The sequence below is a fragment of the Streptomyces cinereospinus genome, assembly GCF_042430725.1.
Taxonomy (GTDB): domain Bacteria; phylum Actinomycetota; class Actinomycetes; order Streptomycetales; family Streptomycetaceae; genus Streptomyces; species Streptomyces cinereospinus.
This window is the reverse complement of sequence record NZ_JBHMCY010000003.1, coordinates 86,884-108,330: the sequence shown is the minus strand read 5'-3', so window position 1 is coordinate 108,330 and position 21,447 is coordinate 86,884. Positions and strand designations below refer to the sequence as shown.

The following is a 21,447-nucleotide window of genomic DNA, read 5'->3' as shown; positions in this document are numbered from 1 at the left end:
AAGAAAGCGGTGCTCGCATCCCCGCCGGTAATAATTCGGACTTACGTTCCTGTCTGTGACGGGACACGTGACGGAGCGCCAGGGGAGCGAGGACGAGAGCCGAAGCGGCGGTGGAGGCGGCGGAGAGCGCGGGGTCCCCGAGGGCCTCGGGGGCCGGGGAGGGGCGGACCGGCGGTCCGGTGCGCTGCGGGTCGCCGGTCTCGCCCTCGCCGTCGTGCTGGCGCTCGGCGGTGCCGGGGCGGGCTGGGTCTACTGGCGGCTGAACGACAACATCACCGGCGTCGACATCGACGGCGCCCTCGGCGACGACCGCCCGGCGAGGCCGGCGCCCACCGCCTCCGGGTCCGCCGCGACACCGGCCGGGGCGGCGCTGAACATCCTGGTGCTGGGCTCGGACTCGCGCAGCGGCGCCGCCAACCAGTCCCTCGGCGGCGGCGACAGCGCCGGCGCCCGGTCCGACACGGCGATGGTGGTGCACCTGAACACCGGGCGCACCGAGGCCACCGTGGTCAGCATCCCGCGCGACACCCTGGTCACCCGTCCGTCCTGCCCGCTGGAGTCGGGGGGCGAGTCGGCCGAGGCGTCCGGCGTCATGTTCAACACCGCGTACTCGGTGGGCGGTCCGGTGTGCGCGGTGAAGACCGTCGAGTCGCTGACCGACGTCCGGGTCGATCACTACGTCGAGCTCGACTTCGCCGGTTTCGCCGGGCTGGTGGACGCGCTCGGCGGGGTCACCGTCACCACCGGGGCGGACATCGACGACGAGGACAGCCATCTGACCCTGCCGGCCGGCACCCACCACCTCGGCGGCGAACAGGCCCTGGCGCTGGCCCGCACCCGGCACGGCATCGGCGACGGCAGCGACCTGGGCCGCATAGGCCTGCAGCACCAGCTGGTGCGGGCGCTGCTGGACCGGATCGCGTCGACCAGCCTGCTGTCGGACCCGGCCCGCCTCTACGAGGTCGCGGACGCGGTGACCGGCAGCCTGACGACCGACACCGGCCTGGACTCGCTGGCGGAGCTGGTGGGCCTCGGGCAGAGCCTGCGGGGCCTGCCGGCGGACGCGGTGCGGACGCTGACCATGCCGGTGGTCCCGGCGCCGTGGGACCGCAACCGGGTGGTGGCCGACGAGCCGGAGGCGGCGGAGCTGTGGGCGTCGCTGCGGTGACGGGGGCCGCCGGGACGGGCGCGTGCGGTTCTACGGCTGCGCCGGATGCCCCACGAGCATCGTCGGCGCGCCCGCGACCCGGGTCAGGAACACCGTCGCGGCGTTCGGCCCCTGCGGCTTCACCTTCCTGCGCAGTTCCTCCGGCTCCACCGCCGAGCCCCGCTTCTTCACGGTCAGGATCCCCACCTCCCGCTCCCGCAGCAGGGCCTTCAGCTTCTTGACGTTGAAGGGCAGCCGGTCGGTGATCTCGTAGGCGGTGGCGTACGGCGTCGGGCGCAGGTCGTCGGCCGTGACGTAGGCGATGGTCCCGTCGAGCAGTCCGCCGCCGAGCTCGGCGGCCACCTCGGCGACCAGGTGGGCGCGGATGACGGCGCCGTCCGGCTCGTACAGGAAGCGCCCGACGGGACGCACCGCCGGGTCGGGCAGGCCGCGCGAGCGCAGGGAGCGGGGGCCGGGCAGGAGGGTGGCGCGCACCAGGCCGGGCTCGGTGCCGAACCACAGCACCGCCTCCTTCACGTCCCCGCCGTCCGAGACCCACTCCGCCTCGGCGGCGCCGGGCACGGCCTCGTGCGGGATGCCGGGCGCCACCTTGAGGGCCGCGTGCGCGGCGGCCGAGGCCGCCTGGACGGCCCAGGAGAGCGGCGGCGAGTACGCCTCCGGGTCGAAGATCCGGCCCCGGCCGCCCCGCCGCGCGGGGTCCACGAAGACCGCGTCGTACCCCGCCACGTCCACCTCCGTGACGTCCGCCTCGCGCACCTCGATCAGCCCGGCCAGGCCGAGCGCCTCGGCGTTGGCCCGCGCGGCGGCCGCGGTCAGCGGGTCGCGGTCCACGGCCAGGACGCGGATCCCGGCGCGGGCCAGGGCGATCGCGTCCCCGCCGATCCCGCAGCACAGGTCGGCCACGCGGGCCACGCCCAGCTCGCGCAGGCGCCCCGCGCGGTACGCCGCCACGCTCGCCCGGGTCGACTGCTCGACCCCGTGGGGCGTGAAGAACATGCGTCCGGCGTCCGCCGCCCCGAACTTGGCCACCGCCCGCTGCCGCAGCCGTGCCTGGCCGAGCGCCGCCGACACCAGGTCGGCCGGGTGGTCGCGGCGCAGCCGGGTGGCGACGGCGAGTTCCTGGGCGGGGTCCGTGCCGCGCACCTCGTCGAGGAGGGCCCGGCCTTCGGGGGTGAGGAGGGGGGCGAGGTCGTTCACCGGGTCATTGTCGGCCAGTCGGTGGATGGTGTGCCCGCGGCGGCGGTGTCGGCGGGGGTTCGGCGGCGGCGCCTGGGAGGATCCGGCCCCATGCGAGTAGTAGTACAAAATGACAAAAAGAGGGCAAAGGGGCGGCGGGGGCGGACGGCGGCCCGGGCCGCCGTCGCCGTCCTGACCGCCGCCGCCATCGCCTCCGGCTGCGGGCGGGACGACGAGGCGCCCCCGCCCCTCAAGGCGCCCCCGGCCCGCGCGCTGGACGGCTACGCGACCAAGCTGCGCGCCGAGCACGCCGCCAGGGCCGCCGCCGCCGAACGCTGGGGCCTGAAGAGGACGCCGCTCGGCCCGCCGCCCCCGCCCGCGACGAAGCCGGTGATCACCACCCGCGACGGATTCGAGGTGGACGGACACGAGGAGCAGGGCCTGCCGCCCGTCTTCACCACCGTTCCGACCGAGGAGAAGGTCGTCTTCCTCACCATCGACGACGGCGCCGAGAAGGACCCGGCATTCCTGCGGATGATGACCGACCTGCGCATCCCCTACACCGCGTTCCTCAGCGACTACCTGGTCAAGGAGGACTACGGCTACTTCCGGCAGATGCAGGCCCGGGGAGCGGGGCTGAACAACCACACCCTCAGCCACCCCTACCTGCCCGGCCTCTCCTACTCCGAGCAGGAGCGGGAGATCTGCGGCATGCAGGACGTCATCGAGAAGCGCTACGGCACCCGCCCGCTGCTGTTCCGCCCGCCCTTCGGCAACTACGACGCCGACACCCTGCGCGCCGCCAAGGCCTGCGGCGTCAGATACGTCCCGCTGTGGAACGAGGAGGTCTTCGTCGACCACTGGGAGTACCGCGAGTGGGACCGCGACATCCACCCCGGCGACATCGTCCTCAGCCACTTCCGGGGCACGGACGAGTGGGCGGGCCGGATGCCCGACATGATCCGCGTCTTCCTCGACGAGGTCACGGCCAAGGGGTACGCGGTCGGCCGCCTGGAGGACTACCTGTGACCCGGCGCGGCCGGACGGCGGGGGCGGCGGTGCTCCTGCTCCTGGTCCTGCTCGCCGGCTGCGCCCTGCCCGGCACCCGGCCCGAGCGGTCCGCCGCCGAGGCGGGCGCGGCACCCGGCTCGGCCGCCTCGCAGCCCGCGCCGCACCGCCGCTGGGGCCTCTCCACGCCGCTCTCCCCGCCTCCCGCGCCTCCCGCGCGCCCCCGCCCGCCCGCCCGCCCGGCGGGCGGTCTCCCGCCGGTCCTGGACCGCGTGCCGACCCCCCACGAGGTCGTCTTCCTCACCTACGACGACGGTGCCGAGAAGGACCCGCGCTTCGTCGACATGGTCCGCGAACTGCGGCTCCCGGTCAGCATGTTCCTCACCGACAGCGTCGTCGGACCGGGGTACGGCCACTTCGCGCGCCTGCGCTCGGTCGGCGCGAGCGTCCAGAACCACACCCTGGACCACGCCGCCCTGCGCGGCCTGCCGTACGCCGGCCAGCGCGCCGAGATCTGCGGCCAGCAGCAGAAGATCCACGCCCGCTTCGGCGTCCGCCCGCACCTGTTCCGCCCGCCCTACGGCGCCTACGACACCACGACCCGCAGGGCGGCCGCGGACTGCGGCATCGCGGCGATCGTGCTCTGGCGCGCCACGATGAACGCCGCCGACCTCACCTTCGCGGAGGGCCCCGCCCGCCTCCGTCCGGGCGACATCGTCTCGGTCCCCTCGACGGAGACCCCGAGCCCGATGCTCCGCGAACGCACCACCCGGCTGCTGAAGCGCGTACAGGAGGCGGGCCTGACGGTGGGGCGCCTGGAGGACTACCTCTGAGCGGGCGGCACACCCCCGGCCCCGTTCGGCGCGTGCCCGGCCCGAAGGCGCCGAAAAGCGGCCCCGGACGCCGACGCGCCGCCCGGCAATTGGCACTCCGCTTGACCGAGTGCTAACCGCGGTCATAGTCTCGGCTCTGGCACTCCCCACTGGAGAGTGCCAAACACGCGACGGGCAGGTCCGGCACCCGCGACGACGGATCGACCTGGTCGCCACCTCAGACAGTTAACCCCGTGAGATCTCCGAAGGGGGAGGTCGGATCGTGACGACCGCCAGCTCCAAGGTTGCCATCAAGCCGCTCGAGGACCGTATCGTGGTCCAGCCGCTGGACGCCGAGCAGACCACGGCCTCGGGCCTGGTCATTCCGGACACCGCCAAGGAGAAGCCCCAGGAGGGCGTCGTCCTGGCCGTGGGCCCGGGCCGCTTCGAGGAGGGCAACCGCCTTCCGCTCGACGTCAGCGTCGGCGACGTCGTTCTCTACAGCAAGTACGGCGGCACCGAGGTGAAGTACAACAACGAGGAGTACCTCGTCCTCTCGGCTCGCGACGTCCTCGCGATCATCGAGAAGTAATTCACCCCGAGCACACCGCTCTTGAGCTGCGCCCCTGGCCCCCGCGACCGCCAACGAAGCCGGGCGCTGGGGGCGCAGTTTCTTTACCGCAGACTTTTCCGAGAGGGCTCCCGCTGCCATGGCGAAGATCCTGAAGTTCGACGAGGACGCCCGTCGCGCCCTCGAGCGCGGCGTCAACAAGCTTGCCGACACGGTCAAGGTGACGATCGGCCCCAAGGGCCGCAACGTCGTCATCGACAAGAAGTTCGGCGCCCCCACCATCACCAACGACGGTGTCACCATCGCCCGCGAGGTCGAGGTCGAGGACCCGTACGAGAACCTCGGCGCCCAGCTGGTCAAGGAGGTGGCGACCAAGACCAACGACATCGCGGGTGACGGTACGACCACCGCGACCGTGCTGGCCCAGGCGCTGGTCCGCGAGGGCCTGAAGAACGTCGCCGCCGGCGCCTCCCCGGCCGCCCTCAAGAAGGGCATCGACGCCGCCGTCGCCGCCGTCTCCGAGGACCTGCTGGCCTCGGCCCGGCCGATCGACGAGAAGTCCGACATCGCCGCCGTCGCCGCGCTGTCCGCCCAGGACCAGCAGGTCGGCGAGCTCATCGCCGAGGCGATGGACAAGGTCGGCAAGGACGGTGTCATCACCGTCGAGGAGTCCAACACCTTCGGCCTGGAGCTGGACTTCACCGAGGGCATGGCCTTCGACAAGGGCTACCTGTCGCCGTACTTCGTGACGGACCAGGAGCGCATGGAGGCCGTCCTCGACGACCCGTACATCCTCATCCACCAGGGCAAGATCTCCGCCATCGCGGACCTCCTGCCGCTGCTGGAGAAGATCATCCAGTCGAACGCCTCCAAGCCGCTGCTGATCATCGCCGAGGACGTCGAGGGCGAGGCCCTCTCCACCCTCGTGGTGAACAAGATCCGCGGCACCTTCAACGCCACCGCCGTCAAGGCCCCGGGCTTCGGCGACCGCCGCAAGGCGATGCTCCAGGACATGGCGGTCCTCACCGGCGCCACGGTCATCTCCGAGGAGGTCGGCCTCAAGCTCGACCAGGTCGGTCTGGACGTCCTCGGCTCCGCCCGCCGCGTCACCGTCACCAAGGACGACACCACGATCGTCGACGGCGCCGGCTCGAAGGCCGACGTCAACGGCCGCGTCGCGCAGATCAAGGCCGAGATCGAGGCCACGGACTCCGACTGGGACCGCGAGAAGCTCCAGGAGCGCCTCGCCAAGCTGGCCGGCGGCGTGTGCGTGATCAAGGTCGGCGCCGCCACCGAGGTGGAGCTGAAGGAGAAGAAGCACCGTCTGGAGGACGCCATCTCCGCGACCCGCGCCGCGGTCGAGGAGGGCATCGTCTCCGGTGGCGGCTCCGCGCTCGTCCACGCCGTGAAGGTCCTTCAGGACAACCTCGGCAAGGAGGGCGACGAGGCCACCGGTGTCTCCGTCGTCCGCAAGGCCGCCGTCGAGCCGCTGCGCTGGATCGCCGAGAACGCCGGCCTGGAGGGCTACGTCATCGTCTCCAAGGTCGCCGAGCTGGAGAAGGGCAGCGGTTACAACGCCGCCACCGGCGAGTACGGCGACCTGATCAAGTCCGGCGTCATCGACCCGGTCAAGGTCACCCGCTCCGCCCTGGAGAACGCCGCCTCCATCGCCTCCCTGCTGCTGACGACCGAGACCCTGGTCGTCGAGAAGAAGGAAGAGGAGCCGGAGGCCGCGGGCCACGGCCACGGCCACGCGCACTGACACCCGGTCGCGCCGGCACCCGGCCGGCTGATGTCCGGCAGCGCTGAGGCAGGCCCGGCACCACGAGGTGCCGGGCCTCCCCCTTTCCCCTCGCGGGACCAGTGCCGCACTAGCGCTCCAGTTCCTCGAAGACGCCCAGCTGCTCCATCAGCCCCAGCCGGTCGTACTCCCACCAGCCCTCGGCGAGCCTGCCGTCACCGGTGCACCGGAAGACGGTCGTCCCCGTCATGAAGACCTCCCTGCCCGTGGCCGGGACGCCCAGGAAGTCGCCCCGGTGCGTGCCCTTCCAGAACCACCGCGCGCACACCCGGTCGCCGTCGGCGATCAGGTCCTCGACGGTGAACGCGAAGGTGAAGCCCTCCCGCCAGAGCCGCATCTCGCGCCGGATCTGGTCCATCCCGACCACGTCGTCCACGTTGGCCGGGTCGTGGTGGTGGTAGTGCTCCCCCATCACCTCGTCCAGCGGCGGCAGTTCCCCCGGCGCCTGCACCAGCTCGAAGAACCGCCGCACCGTGGCGCTGAACATCTGCTGGTCCCGCACCACGTCCAGATCCGTGAAGGTCGGCATCTCGTCGCACAGCGCGACCATGTCCTGGAAGATCCGGTCGGTCTCCGGCAGCGTGGAGTTGCGCATCGCCTCTTCGTACGACGGGAACTCCACGATCTCGATGAAGTGCGACGCGTCCAGCCGGTCCTTGCCGATCACGCTGTGCGTCGCGGTCCGTTTGCCCTTGGTCTTCTCGACCCAAGCGTCCATCAGCCGGTCCAGCTCCTCGAACCGGCTCGTCTTGCAGTCGATGACCTGCACGAAGGTCATGGCGCCGCCTCCCGTCCCCCCTGGGTCCCGGTGCACGGCTCCATTGTCCCACCGGGACCGCCCGCCGCTCGGGCCGCGGACCACGGGGCGCGACGCCGGGCCCGTGACGGCTGCCGAGAGGTCCGGGGGTGCCTCGGCGGGGCCCCTAGCGTGCCTGGTACTCCGGCCCGTACTTGCGGCCCGCCCGGGAGCTGATCCCGCCGAGCAGTCCGCGCGGCGCCATCTTCACCACGCCCATGAGGGCCTTGTACCGGGGATCCGGGACGGAGAGCGCCTTGCCGCGGGCCAGGTCCGTGAGGGCCGCCGAGACCAGCTTGTCCGCGTCGAGCCACATCCAGCCCGGGATGTTGCCCGTGCCCATGCCGGCCCGCTGGTGGAACTCGGTGCGGACGAAACCGGGGCACAGGGCCATCAGCCGCACGCCGGTGCCCGCCAGGTCGCGGGCGGCCCCCTGGGTGAACTGGACCACCCAGGCCTTGGACGCGCCATAGGTGCCGCGCGGCAGGAAGGCCGCGACCGAGGCGACGTTCACCACGCCACCGCGCCCGCGCTCCAGCATCGCCTGCGTCGCCGCCGACGTCAGCCGCAGGACCGCCTCGCAGTGCACCTTGAGCATCCGCAGTTCGTCGGCCATCGGCACTTCCAGATAGCGGCCGTTGTTGCCGAACCCGGCGTTGTTGATCAGGAGGTCGACGGGGTTCTTGCGGTCGGCGAGCCGGGTGGCGACCGTCTCGATGCCACCGTCCGTCGCCAGGTCCGCCGTCAGCACCTCCGCCTCGATGCCGTGCCGGTCGTGCAGTTCGGTCGCCTGCTCGCGGAGGCGCTTGGTGTCGCGGGCCACCAGGACGAGGTTGTGCCCGTCAGCCGCCAGCCGCCGCGCGAACGCGGCGCCGATTCCCGCGGTCGATCCCGTAATCAGAGCCGTTGTCATGGACCAAGGGTAGTGACCCGGGACGGGGACGACCGGCGGCCGTGCGTGAAGTTTTCGCGGGTTATGCCCTTGTGACCCCAGGTCAGGCGCCGTGCGGCGCGGTGTGGTCGCGGGCCGCCGCCCGCCACTCCGCATGCAGCGCCTCACCCGCCTCCAGCAGCCGCGGCAGCAGCGCGCGCCGCGTCGTCCGCGCCAGGAAGGCCAGGGCGACGGTCACCTCGTGGTCCGGCCGGTACGCGATCTCCACCGGGTCGCCCGCACGGATCTCCCCGGGCTCCAGCACGCGCAGGTACGCTCCCGGAGCGGCCCGCTCCGTGAAGCGCCGCACCCAGCCCCGTTCCCCCAGGTGCTCCTGGAAGGTCCGGCAGGGGACGCGCGGCGAGGTGATCTCCAGCAGCACCTCCCGCCCGATCCGCCAGCGCTCGCCGATCAGCGCCCCGGAGACGTCGACGCCCGCCGTCGTGAGGTTCTCGCCGAAGCAGCCGTCGGTCAGCTCACGCCCCAGCTCGCGCTCCCACGCGTCGAGGTCCTCGCGTGCCATCGCGTACACGGCCTGGTCGTCGCCGCCGTGGAAGCGGGTGTTGCACACCGCGTCCCCGGCCAGCCCGCTCGCCCCGACGCCCCGGGGGCCGGGCGCCGCCACCCGCACGGGACCGTCGGCCGGGCGCTTGCCGATGCCGGTCAGGCCCTGGGGGTGGTCGGTGTAGGGAACGGCCGTCGCGCGGCCCAGGTTCACAGACAGAAGCCTCATGGCCGCACCGTAGGCGAGCAGAACCAAAGTGTCGACGCATTATTCGGCGTCCTACCCAAGCATTGCTTATGCTTGGTGGGTGATCGAGGCCCGTCATCTGCGCGTCCTGCGCGCCGTCGCCGCCACCGGCTCCTTCTCCGCGGCGGGACGCGAACTGGGGTGCACGCAACCCGCCGTCAGTCAGCAGATGAAGGCGCTGGAGGCCTCCGTGGGCACCCCCCTGCTCGTGCGCACGGGCCGCGAGATGCGTCTGACCCAGGCGGGCGAGGCGCTGGTGCGGCACGCCTCGGGCATCCTCGCCGGGCTCACCGCCGCCGAGGAGGAGGTCGCCGCGATCGCCGGGCTGCGGGCCGGGCGGGTCCGGCTGGTGTCCTTCCCCAGCGGCAGCTCCACCCTGGTGCCGGCCGCCCTCGCCGCCCTGCGCGCCGAGCACCCCGGCACCCGGGTCTCCCTGGAGGAGGCCGAGCCGCCCCAGTCCGTCGACCGGCTGCGGGCCGGCGACTGCGACGTCGCGCTCGCCTTCCGCTACGGCGGCGCGGCCGGCGCCGAGGAGTGGAACGACCTGGTCGTCCGGCCGCTGCTCACCGACCGGCTGGTGGCGCTGGTGCCCGAACGGCACCGGCTGGCCCGCTCGGGGTCCGTCGCCATCGGCGAACTCGCCGGGGAACCGTGGATCGCGGGCTGCCCGCGCTGCCGGGGCCAGTTGATCGAGGTGTGCGCGGGGGCCGGCTTCACGCCCCGCATCGACTTCGCCACCGACGACTATCCGGCGGTGATCGGCCTGGTGGGCGCGGGACTGGGGGTGGCGATGCTGCCGCAGCTGGCGGTCGAGTCGGTACGGCCCCGGGGGGCGCGGGCGGTGACGCTGGAACCGGCGGTGCGGCGGGAGATCGTCGCGCTGACGCTGCCGGACCTGGCGCAGGTTCCCGCGGTGCGGGCGACGCTGGAGCAGCTGGCGCGGGCGGCGGCCCGCTAGACGTCCGGCGGTCCGGGGGCGGTCACGGGCGGGGTCGGGGCGGTCGGTCGCGGTCGGTCACGGTCGGTCGCGGGCGGTCACGGGCGGGGCACGCGGTCAAGGGCAAGGGCACGCGTGCGCGTGCCCGGCGAAGAAACGTTCCTTCAGGTGTTCGAGGCGGCGGCGTTCCCGCCGGCTGCCGACGCCGGCACCAGCCGGTGGCGCGCCCGCCCCATGAGTTCCTCGCGCTCGTCCTCGGTCAGCCCGCCCCACACGCCGTACGGCTCGCGCACCGCCAGCGCGTGCGCCGCGCACTGGGCGCGGACCGGGCACCTCATGCAGACCTCCTTGGCCGAGTTCTCGCGAGCGCTCCGAGCCGCCCCGCGCTCGCCCTCCGGGTGGAAGAAGAGCGAGCTGTCCACCCCGCGGCAGGCGGCCAGGAGCTGCCAGTCCCACAGGTCCGCGTTCGGTCCGGGAAGGCGGGAGAAATCTGCCATTGCGTGACCCCTTGCAGCCGTTCTGAGCGGATACGGTGCCCACGACCGTACATCTACGATCTAAGGAGATGAAAATATGACTCATTGCGAATCTAGCCTCAGACACCAGTGAATGGGAAGAAATGGGTCTAAATGGGTCACAGGTTGTGATGAAAGGTTGAGGGTCTCTCGCGCGTGTGTGCAGCGTGTCCGCACCCTCACGTAGAGTGCCGAAGACGGCACACAGCCCCGTAACTCTTTCGAGTGACCGTCGTTGAGAGTGCGGAGGCGGTTGAGAACACAAGCGCTCGGGCAGGCGTCCGAGACGGTCGACCGCACAGGTGACGATTTCGTACCAGCCAGCCTGGAGGCTCAAGGTGACGCGCATCAGCTGCGGAGGGCGGCCATGACTTCCGTCCTCGTCTGCGACGACTCCCCGCTTGCCCGAGAGGCGCTCCGCCGCGCGGTCGCGACCGTGCCCGGCGTCGAGCGTGTGACGACGGCGGCCAACGGCGAGGAAGTCCTCCGCCGCTGGGGTGCCGACCGCTCGGACCTCATCCTGATGGACGTGCGCATGCCCGGACTGGGCGGCGTCGAGACGGTGCGGCGGCTGCTGTCCGCCGACCCCGGTGCGCGGATCATCATGCTCACCGTCGCCGAGGACCTCGACGGCGTGGCCCTCGCGGTCGCCGCCGGCGCCCGCGGGTACCTGCACAAGGACGCCTCCCGCGCGGAGCTGCGGGCCACGGTCACGCAGGCGCTCGCCGACCCGACCTGGCGGCTCGCCCCGCGCCGGCTGCGCTCCGCCGAGATGGGCGCCGCGCCGACGCTCACCGCGCGGGAGATCCAGGTGCTCGAAGGCATGAGCCACGGCCGGTCCAACGCCGAGATCGGCCGCGAGCTGTTCCTCTCCGAGGACACCGTCAAGACCCACGCCCGCCGCCTGTTCAAGAAGCTCGGCGCCTCGGACCGGGCGCACGCGGTGGCGCTCGGGTTCCGCTGGGGCCTGGTGCGCTGACGCCGCCGTGCGGCGCCGCCCGGGCCCCGGTGAGCGGGGACGGCGACGAGTCCCCGCTCGGGTGGGGGAGGAGGCGACACGATGGGGGTACCTCCCCGCCCGGTCCGGGACGGACCGGCCCCCTTTGCCGGCCGTGCCGGGCGCTCGGGTGAGCCGGGGCGTCCGTGCGGGCGCGGCCTCCGGGGCAGTGCTGTCATCCCTGGTCACGGCGGCCGTACCGAAGGCCCCGGCCGGGGCGCGCACCGTTCCGGGGACGGGGCGCGCCGCACCGGAAAAGGGTCCGGTGGCGCGGTCCGGCGCATGGCCGATGCTCGTTTCGGCGCGGATGCCGCATCCTTGAGGTGTGGAGTTCCTCGGGGACGAGTCGGTCGAGCGGAAGGGGAGGGCGCAGGGGATGACTTCCGGCGCACCTGCTCATAACGCTTCGGTGCACAACAACGGAGGCAGTGCCGCGGAGCATCAGCCCGCAGGGCACCATGGACCGATGCGTGACGACGAGGCGACCCCTGCCCACGGGGCGATCGGCGCGCTCGTCCACCGCGCGGTCGACGGGGACGAGCAGGCCACGCACGACCTGCTCGCCCATGTCCACCCGCTGGCGCTGCGCTACTGCCGCACCCGGCTGTCCCGCCTGCCGGGGGACGCGCGCCACTTCGTGGAGGACCTGGCCCAGGAGGTCTGCGTCGCCGTCCTGCTCGCGCTGCCGCGCTACCGGGACACCGGGCGCCCCTTCGAGGCCTTCGTCTTCGCCATCGCCGCGCACAAGGTCGCCGATCTCCAGCGGGCGGCCATGCGGCACCCCGGCTCGACGGCGGTCCCGTCCGACGAGATGCCCGAGCGGCCGGACGACTCGCTCGGCCCCGAGGAGCGGGCACTGCTCAGCAGCGACGCCGAGTGGGCCAAGAAACTGCTGGCCAACCTCCCCGAGAACCAGCGCGAGCTGCTGCTGCTGCGCATCGCGGTGGGCCTCACGGCGGAGGAGACCGGCCAGATGTTGGGAATGTCACCAGGAGCGGTACGGGTGGCCCAGCACCGCGCACTGAGCAGGCTGCGGGCGCTGGCCGAACAGTAGGCGGAGCCCGCCGGATGAACCGGCGGACGCCGTTCTCCGTACGAACGCACGAAGCCACGGGCCGTCCGCCACCGTGGAGAGCGTGGAATTCGACAGTCCGGCTTCCCGTTAGCATGGACATCCGCACCGAGCAAGGCCATCTGGGGAAGGTGTCATGACTGCCAACGTCGACGGAGTGCCCGGAAAATTCGCGACCCTCGGGCTGACCTACGACGACGTGCTGCTGCTGCCGGGCCCGTCGGACATGGCACCCGACGAGATCGACACCGCCTCGTACGTCTCCAGGAACGTGCGGGTCAACATCCCGCTGCTGTCCGCCGCCATGGACAAGGTCACCGAGTCGCGCATGGCGATCGCGATGGCCCGGCAGGGCGGTGTCGGCGTCCTGCACCGGAACCTGTCCATCGAGGACCAGGCCAACCAGGTCGACCTGGTGAAGCGGTCCGAGTCCGGCATGGTCACCGACCCCATCACGATCCACCCGGACGCCACGCTCGCCGAGGCCGACGCGCTGTGCGCCCGGTTCCGGATCAGCGGCGTCCCGGTCACCGACGGCAACAAGAAGCTGCTCGGCATCGTCACCAACCGCGACATGGCCTTCGAGACCGACCGCGCCCGCCGGGTGCGCGAGGTCATGACGCCGATGCCGCTGGTCACCGGCAAGGTCGGCATCTCCGGCGTGGACGCCATGGACCTGCTGCGCAAGCACAAGATCGAGAAACTGCCGCTGGTCGACGACGAGGGCGTGCTCAAGGGCCTGATCACCGTCAAGGACTTCGTCAAGGCGGAGAAGTACCCGAACGCCGCCAAGGACGCCGAGGGCCGCCTGCTCGTCGGCGCCGCCGTCGGTGTCGCCGGTGACGCCTTCGAGCGCGCCCAGGCGCTGATCGAGGCCGGTGTCGACTTCATCGTGGTGGACACCGCGCACGGTCACTCCCGGCTGGTCGGCGAGATGGTCGCCAAGATCAAGTCGAACTCCTCCGGCGTCGACGTCATCGGCGGGAACGTCGCCACCCGCGACGGCGCCCAGGCCTTGATCGACTCCGGCGTGGACGGCATCAAGGTCGGTGTCGGCCCCGGCTCCATCTGCACCACCCGTGTGGTCGCCGGCGTCGGCGTGCCGCAGGTCACCGCGATCTACGAGGCCTCGCTCGCCGCCCGGGCGGCCGGCGTCCCGCTGATCGGCGACGGCGGTCTGCAGTACTCGGGCGACATCGCCAAGGCCCTGGTCGCGGGCGCCGACACGGTGATGCTGGGCTCCCTGCTGGCGGGCTGCGAGGAGTCGCCGGGCGAGCTGATGTTCATCAACGGCAAGCAGTTCAAGTCGTACCGCGGCATGGGGTCGCTCGGCGCCATGCAGACCCGCGGCGACCGCAAGTCGTTCTCCAAGGACCGCTACTTCCAGGAGGGCGTCGCCTCCGACGAGCAGCTGATCCCCGAGGGCATCGAGGGCCAGGTGCCCTACCGCGGCCCGCTCTCCTCGGTGGTCCACCAGCTGGTCGGCGGTCTGCGCCAGTCGATGTTCTACGTCGGCGGCACGAACGTCCCCGAGCTCCAGGCCAACGGCCGCTTCGTGCGGATCACGTCGGCGGGCCTGAAGGAGAGCCACCCGCACGACATCCAGATGACGGTCGAGGCACCGAACTACAGCCGCGGCAGGTGACGCACGCGCGCGCGTGAGCCGGACCGAGGGCGGTCCCGGAGCATCCGGGGCCGCCCTCGTCGTGCCGGTCGGGGATACTGGAAGGCGCTGCAACGCATCAGGGAAAGGCCACACACGTGACTGAGATCGAGATCGGGCGCGGCAAGCGCGGCCGCCGGGCGTACGCCTTCGACGACATCGCCGTCGTCCCCAGCCGCCGTACGCGGGACCCGAAGGAGGTCTCGATCGCCTGGCAGATCGACGCCTACCGCTTCGAGCTGCCGTTCCTGGCCGCCCCCATGGACTCGGTCGTCTCGCCGGCCACCGCTATCCGCATCGGCGAGCTGGGCGGCCTGGGCGTGCTGAACCTCGAGGGTCTGTGGACGCGGTACGAGGACCCGCAGCCGCTGCTGGACGAGATCGTCGGCCTGGACGCCGAGACCGCGACCCGCCGCCTCCAGGAGATCTACGCCGCGCCGGTCAAGGAGGAGCTGATCGGGCAGCGCATCAAGGAGGTGCGCGACTCGGGCGTGGTCACCGCGGCCGCGCTCTCCCCGCAGCGCACGGCGCAGTTCTCCAAGGCCGTGGTGGACGCGGGCGTGGACATCTTCGTCATCCGCGGTACGACGGTGTCGGCGGAGCACGTCTCGTCCTCGCACGAGCCGCTCAACCTCAAGCAGTTCATCTACGAGCTCGACGTCCCGGTGATCGTCGGCGGCTGCGCCACGTACACCGCCGCCCTGCACCTGATGCGCACCGGTGCGGCGGGCGTGCTGGTCGGCTTCGGCGGCGGCGCCGCGCACACCACGCGCAACGTGCTGGGCATCCAGGTGCCCATGGCCACGGCGGTCGCGGACGTGGCGGCGGCCCGCCGGGACTACATGGACGAGTCCGGCGGCCGCTACGTGCACGTCATCGCGGACGGCGGTGTCGGCTGGTCCGGCGACCTGCCCAAGGCGGTCGCCTGCGGCGCCGACGCGGTGATGATGGGCTCCCCGCTGGCCCGCGCGACCGACGGTCCCGGCCGGGGCAACCACTGGGGCATGGAGGCCGTCAACGAGGAGCTGCCGCGCGGCAAGAAGGTCGACCTCGGCACGGTCGGCACCCTGGAGGAGATCCTCACCGGCCCGTCGCACACCCCGGACGGCTCGATGAACCTCTTCGGCGCCCTGCGCCGCGCCATGGCCACCACGGGCTACAGCGAGCTGAAGGAGTTCCAGCGGGTCGAGGTGACGGTGGCGGACTCGCAGCACCGCCGGTAGCCGTACGACGCGTGAGGGCCCGTCCACGGCGGTGGACGGGCCCTTCTGCGTGCCCGCCGGCCACGCGGCGGCCCAGGGCCAGGCGGCGGCCTTGCGGGCGCCGGAGAACGCGGCGATCGCGCCGACGGCGAGGAACAGGAACGTCATCGCTTCGGCGGTCTCCCGCCAGGCGTCCATCAGCAGGTCCAGGTGCTCGGTGAACATCGTGATCGTGGAGACGCCGAGCAGGTCGGCGCTGAGGATCCCGGCGCCGACGGGCCGGCCGAGGCAGACGGCGCCCAGCGAGAACAGGGCGCTCACCCCGGGCAGCACCGGGCCGGCCCCGCCGGCCCCGCCGGCCCCGCCGGCCCCGCCAGCCCCGCCGGCCGCGAGCCGACGAGGCAGCCGACGCCGGTCGCGGCGTAGCCGATCTCGTACTCGGTGATGCCGGCGACGGCGCCGTGGACACCGGCGGTGACCAGGGCACGACGACGGCGGTGACCACGCCGAGCGCCACGTTCCCGCGGGCGGGCGCGGGCGGCGCCGGCGGGACGGGGACCGGCTGCCGGGCGAACGGGTGGCCGTCGGTCGGCAGAATTGACTGGTTCATGACAAAAACCCGCGGGGCGGGTGACCGAGCGGTGTCCGCGCACAGGTGTGCGACGGGGGCGCCGAAGAGTAACAGGCCCACCGCCGCGCGCCACCGGCCGATTTCCTCCCGTGTCGGGCGGGTCAGAGCCGGTGCGCGGCTCCGGTCGGGGTGGCGCCCCGGGTGTCGAGCAGGAGCTGGGCCTTCACCGACAGCCCTTGCAGGTCGTAGGTGCGGTGGTTCTGCAGCAGGATCGTCAGGTCGGCCGCGGCCGCCGCCTCGTAGAGCGAGTCGGCGCGGGGCACCGGCCGGTCGAGGATGCTCCAGGACGGGATGTGCGGGTCGTGGTAGCTGATGGCGGCGCCGAGTTCCATCAGGCGGATCGCGACCTCCTGGGCCGGGGTGGCCTGCTGGTCGGCGAGGTCGGGCTTGTAGGTCACGCCGAGCAGGAGCACCCGGGCGCCGCGGGCCGACTTGCCGTGCTCGTTGAGCAGGGTGGCGGCGCGCTGGACGACGTACCGGGGCATCCGGTTGTTGACCTGCTGGGCCAGTTCCACCATGCGCAGGCCGCGGCCCGCGCGGCCGGTCAGGTCCTGCGGTACGGCGTGGCCGCCGACGCCGGGGCCGGGGCGGAAGGCCTGGAAGCCGAACGGCTTGGTCTCCGCGCAGCGGATGACGTCCCACAGGTCGATGCCCAGGTCGTGGCAGAGGACGGCCATCTCGTTGACCAGGGCGATGTTGACGTGCCGGTAGTTGGTCTCCAGCAGCTGCACGGCCTCGGCCTCGCGGGGGCCGCGCGCGCGGACGACCTTGTCGGTGAGACGGCCGTAGAAGGCGGCGGCCGACTCGGTGCAGGCGGGGGTGAGGCCGCCGATCACCTTGGGGGTGCTGCCCGGGGTGAAGTCGCGGTTGCCGGGGTCGACGCGGCTGGGCGAGTAGGCGAGGTGGAAGTCGCGGCCCGCGCGCAGCCGTGAGCCCTCCTCCAGCAGGGGGCGGAGGAACTCCTCGGTGGTGCCCGGGTGCACGGGCGTCTCCAGGATGACCGTGGTGTGCGGGCGCAGCCGGGCGGCCAGGGTGCGGGCGGCCGCCTCCACCTGGCTCAGGTCCGGTCCGCCGTCCGCGCCTCGGGGGGCCGGGGCGCAGATGACCGCGGTGCGCACTCGGCCGAGCTCGCTCGGGCCCACGGCGTGCCGGAAGCCCCCCGAGAGCATCCGGCGCAGTTCGGCGGGGCTGAGCGAGCCGGGTTCGGGGCCGGTCTTGTAGCCGACGGTGGGGATGCCGGCGGCGACCGCGGCCTGGGCCAGCGGCAGGCCGAGCGGGCCGAGTCCGATGACGGCGAGATCTGCGGGCATGGCGTGGGCCGTCCTTCCCAGTAACCGAAACGGGACAGGTGCGCAAGCCCTGTGGACACAATGAGCCAGCGCAATGTCAGACTAGGAGTAAATATGACCGTTTTGCGGTATTGCGCTTGCTCGTGTCCGCGTGAATTGTCCACAGGCTGGGGGTGTGTGGTGGCTGAAGCCGGACGACGCGGTCAGACTTTGAGCGTGGGGGAGGCGGACCGGGTCCCGCTCGACGGGTGCGGCCCGGGCGAGGCGATCAGCGGGAGGCAGCGGTGAGGACAGCGGCACTGGGACCGGAGCAGCGCGCCGAGTCGCTCGCGGCGATGGCCGAGCGGGAGCTGGACGTACTGGTGGTGGGCGGTGGCGTGGTCGGCGCGGGCACCGCGCTGGACGCCGTGACGCGCGGCCTGTCGACGGGCCTGGTCGAGGCGCGTGACTGGGCGTCGGGCACGTCGAGCCGGTCCAGCAAGCTGATCCACGGCGGCCTGCGCTATCTGGAGATGCTCGACTTCTCCCTCGTCCGCGAGGCGCTGAAGGAGCGCGGCCTGCTGCTGGAGCGGCTGGCCCCGCACCTGGTGAAGCCGGTGCCCTTCCTCTACCCGTTGCGGCACAAGGGGTGGGAGCGGCTGTACGCCGGTTCGGGCGTCGCGCTGTACGACGCCATGTCGATGGCCCGGGGGCACGGCCGCGGCCTGCCGGCGCACCGTCACCTGAGCCGCCGTCACGCCCTGCGCGTGGCACCGGCGCTGCGCAAGGACGCGCTGGTCGGCGCCTTGCAGTACTACGACGCCCAGATGGACGACGCCCGTTTCGTCACCACCCTGGTGCGCACGGCGGTCTCGTACGGCGCGAAGGCGGCCAACCGCGCGCGGGTGACCGGATTCCTGCGCGAGGGCGAGCGGGTCGTCGGGGCCCGGGTGCAGGACGTCGAGGCGGGCGGCGAGTACGAGATCCACGCCCGGCAGATCGTCAACGCCACCGGCGTGTGGACCGACGACACCCAGGCCATGGTGGGCGAGCGCGGGCAGTTCCACGTCCGGGCGTCCAAGGGCATCCACCTCGTGGTGCCCAAGGACCGCATCCACTCCACCACCGGGCTCATCCTGCGCACCGAGAAGTCCGTGCTGTTCGTCATCCCCTGGGGCCGGCACTGGATCATCGGCACCACCGACACCGACTGGAGCCTGGACAAGGCGCACCCCGCCGCGTCCAGCGCCGACATCGACTACCTGCTGGAGCACCTGAACTCGGTGCTGGCGGTGCCGCTGACGCGCGACGACGTCGAGGGGGTGTACGCCGGTCTGCGGCCGCTGCTCGCCGGCGAGTCGGACGCCACCAGCAAGCTGTCCCGCGAGCACACCGTCGTCCACCCGGTGCCGGGGCTGGTCGTGGTGGCGGGCGGCAAGTACACGACGTACCGGGTGATGGCCAAGGACGCGGTGGACGAGGCGGTGCACGGGCTCGACCTGCGGGTCGCCGAGTGCGTCACCGAGGACGTGCCGCTGCTCGGCGCGGAGGGGTACCGCGCGCTGTGGAACGCGCGGGCGCGTATCGCCGCCCGCACCGGCCTGCACGTGGTGCGGGTGGAGCACCTGCTGAACCGGTACGGGTCGATGGCGGAGGAACTGTTCGCCCTCGTCGGCGGCGACTCCTCGCTCGGCGAGCCGCTCACCGGCGCCGACGACTACCTGCGCGCCGAGATCGTGTACGCCGCCTCGCACGAGGGCGCCCGGCACCTGGACGACGTCCTGACCCGGCGCACCCGCATCTCCATGGAGACCTTCGACCGGGGTACCCGTTGTGCCCGGGAGGCGGCCGGGTTGATGGCGCCGGTGCTCGGCTGGGACGAGGACCGGATCGAGCGCGAGGTCCAGCACTACGACAAGCGGGTGGAGGCCGAGCGGGAGTCGCAGCGCCAGCCGGACGACCTGACGGCGGACGCGGCGAGGCTGGGGGCGCCGGACATCGTGCCGTTGCAGGGGCCGGGGGCACCCTGGGCGTGAGCCGCTTGCCGGGTGAGGGACAATGGAGGCTCTGTCAGGGCGGGTTGCATGAGGGGACGCATGTCGGAGGCGGAGCGGGCGGGGACATCCCGTCAGGACACTCGTCAGGACAAGAGCGAGCGTCTTCTCGCCGGGCGGTACCGGCTGGGAGACGTGCTCGGCCGCGGCGGCATGGGCACGGTGTGGCGCGCCGAGGACGAGACCCTCGGCCGCACGGTCGCCGTGAAGGAACTGCGGTTCCCGGCCAACATCGACGAGGACGAGAAGCGCCGGCTCATCACGCGCACCCTGCGCGAGGCCAAGGCCATCGCACGGATCCGCAACACCAGCGCGGTGACGGTCTTCGACGTGGTCGACGAGGACGACCGGCCGTGGATCGTGATGGAGCTCGTCGAGGGCAAGTCCCTGGCCGAGGTCATCCGCGAGGACGGCGTGCTACTGCCCCGGCGCGCCGCCGAGGTCGGCCTCGCCGTCCTCGACGTCCTGCGCTCCGCGCACCGCGAGGGCATCCTGCACCGCGACGTGAAGCCGTCCAACGTGCTGATCGCCGACGACGGCCGGGTCGTGCTCACCGACTTCGGGATCGCCCAGGTCGAGGGCGACCCGTCCATCACCTCCACCGGCATGCTCGTCGGCGCCCCCTCCTACATCTCCCCGGAGCGCGCCCGCGGCCACAAGCCCGGCCCGGCCGCCGACCTGTGGTCGCTCGGCGGCCTGCTGTACGCGGCGGTGGAGGGCACCCCGCCGTACGACAAGGGCTCCGCGATCGCCACCCTCACCGCGGTGATGACCGAGCCGCTGGAGGAGCCGAAGAACGCCGGCCCGCTCCGGGACGTCATCTACGGACTGCTCAGCAAGGACCCCGAGAAGCGCCTCGACGACGCCGGTGCCCGGGCCCTGCTCAAGGCCGTGATCAACGCGCCGGACCCCAAGACGGCCGAGCCCGCGGACGCGACCAAGGTCGTACCGCTGCCGCCGCAGCCGGGCGGGCCCGCCGCGGGCGGGGGACCGTCGCGCAAGGCCGCGGCGGCGGCGACGGGCGCGGCCGCGGGGGCGCGTGCGGCGTCCGGGCAGGGGACCGGCGCGGAGGCCGGCGCGGGACGCACGACGGCCGTGCCGCACTCCGGTGCGTCCGACGCCGCCGGCGCGTCGGGCGGCCGCGGTTCCGGCTGGCCCGTCATGACGCCGCCGGATCTGCCGCCGCGGCCGGCGCCGAGGGCACCGCTCACCGAGGTGGTGTCCCGGCGGACGCTGGTGGTCATCGCCGTGGTCGTGGCGCTCGCCGTGCTCGGGGTCGTGCTGGCCGTGGTGCTCAACTCCGGCGGGGACGGCTCCGGCCGGTCCGGCGGTGGCGACCAGCCGGCCGTCGCGGCGAGCAGGAGCGGCGACACCACGTCGGACGACGGCGGGGCCCGTACCGACGGTGCGGCGACGGAGTCGTCCTCGGCGGGTTCCACGCCGGGCAACAGGCCCAGCGCGAGCGGCGGGGCCGGGGCCGGCACCGGCGGCCAGGAGCCGGACGGCTCCTCCGACGGCTCCTCCGACGCGGGGGACTCCTCGGACACCGCCGCGGTGGAGCGGACGTACCGGGGCGGCCAGGGTTACTCCATCGGGCTGCCCAAGGGCTGGAGGTACGCGTCGTCGGACGAGGCGGGAGACCGGTTCACCGGGCCCGACGGGCAGAAGCTGCTGATCGCCTGGACCTCCACGCCCAAGGACGACCCCGTCCAGGACTGGCAGAACCAGGAGCGTTACATGAGGCGCTCGCAGTACGACCGGATCCGGATAGCGGAGGTGGAGTACCGCGGCTGGAAGACGGCCGACTGGGAGTTCACCTACGCCGACGGGGGCACGAGGTACCGGACCGTCGACCGCGGGTTCGTCGTCAACGACCATCAGGGCTACGCGTTGATGTACACGGCGAGGGCCGCGGCGTGGAACGGCGAGCTGCGCGCGACCACCTGGCGGACACTGACCGCGAGCTTCGAACCGAAGGCGTGAGCGGGCCGCACGGCGGCCCCGGGCGCAGGAGATCTCGGCAGATCTCCCCATCCCCCCGTGCGGGTTGCCTCCGGCACGTATCGTGAGTGGTTGCGAACCGTACGCATCGGG

The 21,447-nt window shown here is 72.8% G+C and carries 18 protein-coding genes; 12 read left to right on the top strand and 6 right to left on the bottom strand.

Features of this window, described 5'->3' with window-relative positions; all coding sequences use genetic code 11:
• Positions 1-55 precede the first annotated feature (55 nt).
• Positions 56-1,168, top strand: coding sequence for an LCP family protein (locus ACFF45_RS02300; RefSeq protein WP_381341164.1), 1,113 nt, complete (start codon positions 56-58; stop codon positions 1,166-1,168).
• A 30-nt stretch (positions 1,169-1,198) separates the two neighbouring features.
• On the opposite strand, the gene ACFF45_RS02295 is transcribed toward ACFF45_RS02300, so the two are convergent.
• Complete coding sequence (locus ACFF45_RS02295) at positions 1,199-2,365, bottom strand: THUMP-like domain-containing protein (protein WP_417801356.1); 1,167 nt, start codon at positions 2,363-2,365, stop codon at positions 1,199-1,201.
• Between the two features lie 90 nt (positions 2,366-2,455).
• On the opposite strand from ACFF45_RS02295, the gene ACFF45_RS02290 reads away from it, so the two are divergent.
• The 4 genes from ACFF45_RS02290 to groL all read left to right on the top strand — a co-directional run bounded on the left by ACFF45_RS02290 (position 2,456) and on the right by groL (position 6,497).
• A complete protein-coding gene (locus ACFF45_RS02290) occupies positions 2,456-3,373 on the top strand; it encodes a polysaccharide deacetylase family protein (protein ID WP_381341157.1) in 918 nt (305 codons plus the stop codon).
• Complete coding sequence (locus ACFF45_RS02285; RefSeq protein WP_381341155.1) at positions 3,370-4,185, top strand: polysaccharide deacetylase family protein; 816 nt, start codon at positions 3,370-3,372, stop codon at positions 4,183-4,185. Before ACFF45_RS02290 ends, ACFF45_RS02285 begins: the two co-directional genes overlap by 4 nt.
• Before the next feature lie 262 nt (positions 4,186-4,447).
• Positions 4,448-4,756: a co-chaperone GroES gene (gene groES, locus ACFF45_RS02280; protein ID WP_073948330.1), complete on the top strand. Its 309-nt coding sequence runs from the start codon at positions 4,448-4,450 to the stop codon at positions 4,754-4,756.
• Between the two features lie 118 nt (positions 4,757-4,874).
• Complete coding sequence (gene groL, locus ACFF45_RS02275) at positions 4,875-6,497, top strand: chaperonin GroEL (RefSeq protein WP_381341152.1); 1,623 nt, start codon at positions 4,875-4,877, stop codon at positions 6,495-6,497.
• Positions 6,498-6,606: 109 nt separating this feature from the next.
• Here groL and ACFF45_RS02270 read toward each other — a convergent pair whose 3' ends face one another.
• The 3 genes from ACFF45_RS02270 to ACFF45_RS02260 all read right to left on the bottom strand — a co-directional run bounded on the left by ACFF45_RS02270 (position 6,607) and on the right by ACFF45_RS02260 (position 8,996).
• Complete coding sequence (locus ACFF45_RS02270; protein WP_381341149.1) at positions 6,607-7,314, bottom strand: ester cyclase; 708 nt, start codon at positions 7,312-7,314, stop codon at positions 6,607-6,609.
• A 145-nt stretch (positions 7,315-7,459) separates the two neighbouring features.
• Positions 7,460-8,245: an SDR family NAD(P)-dependent oxidoreductase gene (locus tag ACFF45_RS02265; RefSeq protein ID WP_381341147.1), complete on the bottom strand. Its 786-nt coding sequence runs from the start codon at positions 8,243-8,245 to the stop codon at positions 7,460-7,462.
• A gap of 82 nt (positions 8,246-8,327) precedes the next feature.
• Positions 8,328-8,996 carry an MOSC domain-containing protein gene (locus tag ACFF45_RS02260; protein ID WP_381341144.1) on the bottom strand — a complete coding sequence of 223 codons (669 nt, stop codon included), beginning with the start codon at positions 8,994-8,996 and terminating at the stop codon, positions 8,328-8,330.
• A gap of 79 nt (positions 8,997-9,075) precedes the next feature.
• Here ACFF45_RS02260 and ACFF45_RS02255 point away from each other — a divergent pair, with 79 nt between their 5' ends.
• Entirely contained in the window at positions 9,076-9,972 is an 897-nt protein-coding gene (locus tag ACFF45_RS02255) for a LysR family transcriptional regulator (RefSeq protein WP_381341142.1), read from the top strand.
• Between the two features lie 143 nt (positions 9,973-10,115).
• Here ACFF45_RS02255 and ACFF45_RS02250 read toward each other — a convergent pair whose 3' ends face one another.
• Positions 10,116-10,448: a WhiB family transcriptional regulator gene (locus ACFF45_RS02250; RefSeq protein WP_381341139.1), complete on the bottom strand. Its 333-nt coding sequence runs from the start codon at positions 10,446-10,448 to the stop codon at positions 10,116-10,118.
• Between the two features lie 385 nt (positions 10,449-10,833).
• On the opposite strand from ACFF45_RS02250, the gene ACFF45_RS02245 reads away from it, so the two are divergent.
• From ACFF45_RS02245 to ACFF45_RS02230, 4 genes are all read left to right on the top strand, one after another.
• A complete protein-coding gene (locus tag ACFF45_RS02245) occupies positions 10,834-11,445 on the top strand; it encodes a response regulator transcription factor (protein ID WP_003948568.1) in 612 nt (203 codons plus the stop codon).
• 484 nt (positions 11,446-11,929) lie between these two features.
• Positions 11,930-12,517 (top strand): sigma-70 family RNA polymerase sigma factor, encoded by a 588-nt coding sequence (locus tag ACFF45_RS02240; RefSeq protein ID WP_381341137.1) that lies wholly within the window; start codon positions 11,930-11,932, stop codon positions 12,515-12,517.
• A 154-nt stretch (positions 12,518-12,671) separates the two neighbouring features.
• Positions 12,672-14,180 (top strand): IMP dehydrogenase, encoded by a 1,509-nt coding sequence (gene guaB / locus ACFF45_RS02235; protein WP_381341134.1) that lies wholly within the window; start codon positions 12,672-12,674, stop codon positions 14,178-14,180.
• A gap of 116 nt (positions 14,181-14,296) precedes the next feature.
• Positions 14,297-15,421 carry a GuaB3 family IMP dehydrogenase-related protein gene (locus ACFF45_RS02230; RefSeq protein WP_381341132.1) on the top strand — a complete coding sequence of 375 codons (1,125 nt, stop codon included), beginning with the start codon at positions 14,297-14,299 and terminating at the stop codon, positions 15,419-15,421.
• A 711-nt stretch (positions 15,422-16,132) separates the two neighbouring features.
• On the opposite strand, the gene ACFF45_RS02225 is transcribed toward ACFF45_RS02230, so the two are convergent.
• Positions 16,133-17,341, bottom strand: coding sequence for a nucleotide sugar dehydrogenase (locus ACFF45_RS02225; RefSeq protein WP_381341129.1), 1,209 nt, complete (start codon positions 17,339-17,341; stop codon positions 16,133-16,135).
• A gap of 263 nt (positions 17,342-17,604) precedes the next feature.
• On the opposite strand from ACFF45_RS02225, the gene ACFF45_RS02220 reads away from it, so the two are divergent.
• Together ACFF45_RS02220 and ACFF45_RS02215 are read left to right on the top strand one after the other, a co-directional pair.
• On the top strand, positions 17,605-19,335 hold the full coding sequence (locus ACFF45_RS02220; protein ID WP_381341126.1) for a glycerol-3-phosphate dehydrogenase/oxidase: 1,731 nt from the start codon (positions 17,605-17,607) through the stop codon (positions 19,333-19,335).
• A 60-nt stretch (positions 19,336-19,395) separates the two neighbouring features.
• Complete coding sequence (locus ACFF45_RS02215) at positions 19,396-21,336, top strand: serine/threonine-protein kinase (protein ID WP_381341124.1); 1,941 nt, start codon at positions 19,396-19,398, stop codon at positions 21,334-21,336.
• Positions 21,337-21,447 lie beyond the last annotated feature (111 nt).

Coding starts and splice junctions, on each gene's coding strand:
- ACFF45_RS02290 (WP_381341157.1), top strand. CDS start 2,456: ATGCGAGTAGTAGTACAAAATGACAAAAAGAGGGCAAAGGGGCGGCGG.
- groL (WP_381341152.1), top strand. CDS start 4,875: ATGGCGAAGATCCTGAAGTTCGACGAGGACGCCCGTCGCGCCCTCGAG.
- ACFF45_RS02270 (WP_381341149.1), bottom strand. CDS start 7,314: ATGACCTTCGTGCAGGTCATCGACTGCAAGACGAGCCGGTTCGAGGAG.
- ACFF45_RS02265 (WP_381341147.1), bottom strand. CDS start 8,245: ATGACAACGGCTCTGATTACGGGATCGACCGCGGGAATCGGCGCCGCG.
- ACFF45_RS02260 (WP_381341144.1), bottom strand. CDS start 8,996: ATGAGGCTTCTGTCTGTGAACCTGGGCCGCGCGACGGCCGTTCCCTAC.
- ACFF45_RS02250 (WP_381341139.1), bottom strand. CDS start 10,448: ATGGCAGATTTCTCCCGCCTTCCCGGACCGAACGCGGACCTGTGGGAC.
- ACFF45_RS02245 (WP_003948568.1), top strand. CDS start 10,834: ATGACTTCCGTCCTCGTCTGCGACGACTCCCCGCTTGCCCGAGAGGCG.
- ACFF45_RS02240 (WP_381341137.1), top strand. CDS start 11,930: ATGCGTGACGACGAGGCGACCCCTGCCCACGGGGCGATCGGCGCGCTC.
- guaB (WP_381341134.1), top strand. CDS start 12,672: ATGACTGCCAACGTCGACGGAGTGCCCGGAAAATTCGCGACCCTCGGG.
- ACFF45_RS02225 (WP_381341129.1), bottom strand. CDS start 17,341: ATGCCCGCAGATCTCGCCGTCATCGGACTCGGCCCGCTCGGCCTGCCG.
- ACFF45_RS02215 (WP_381341124.1), top strand. CDS start 19,396: ATGTCGGAGGCGGAGCGGGCGGGGACATCCCGTCAGGACACTCGTCAG.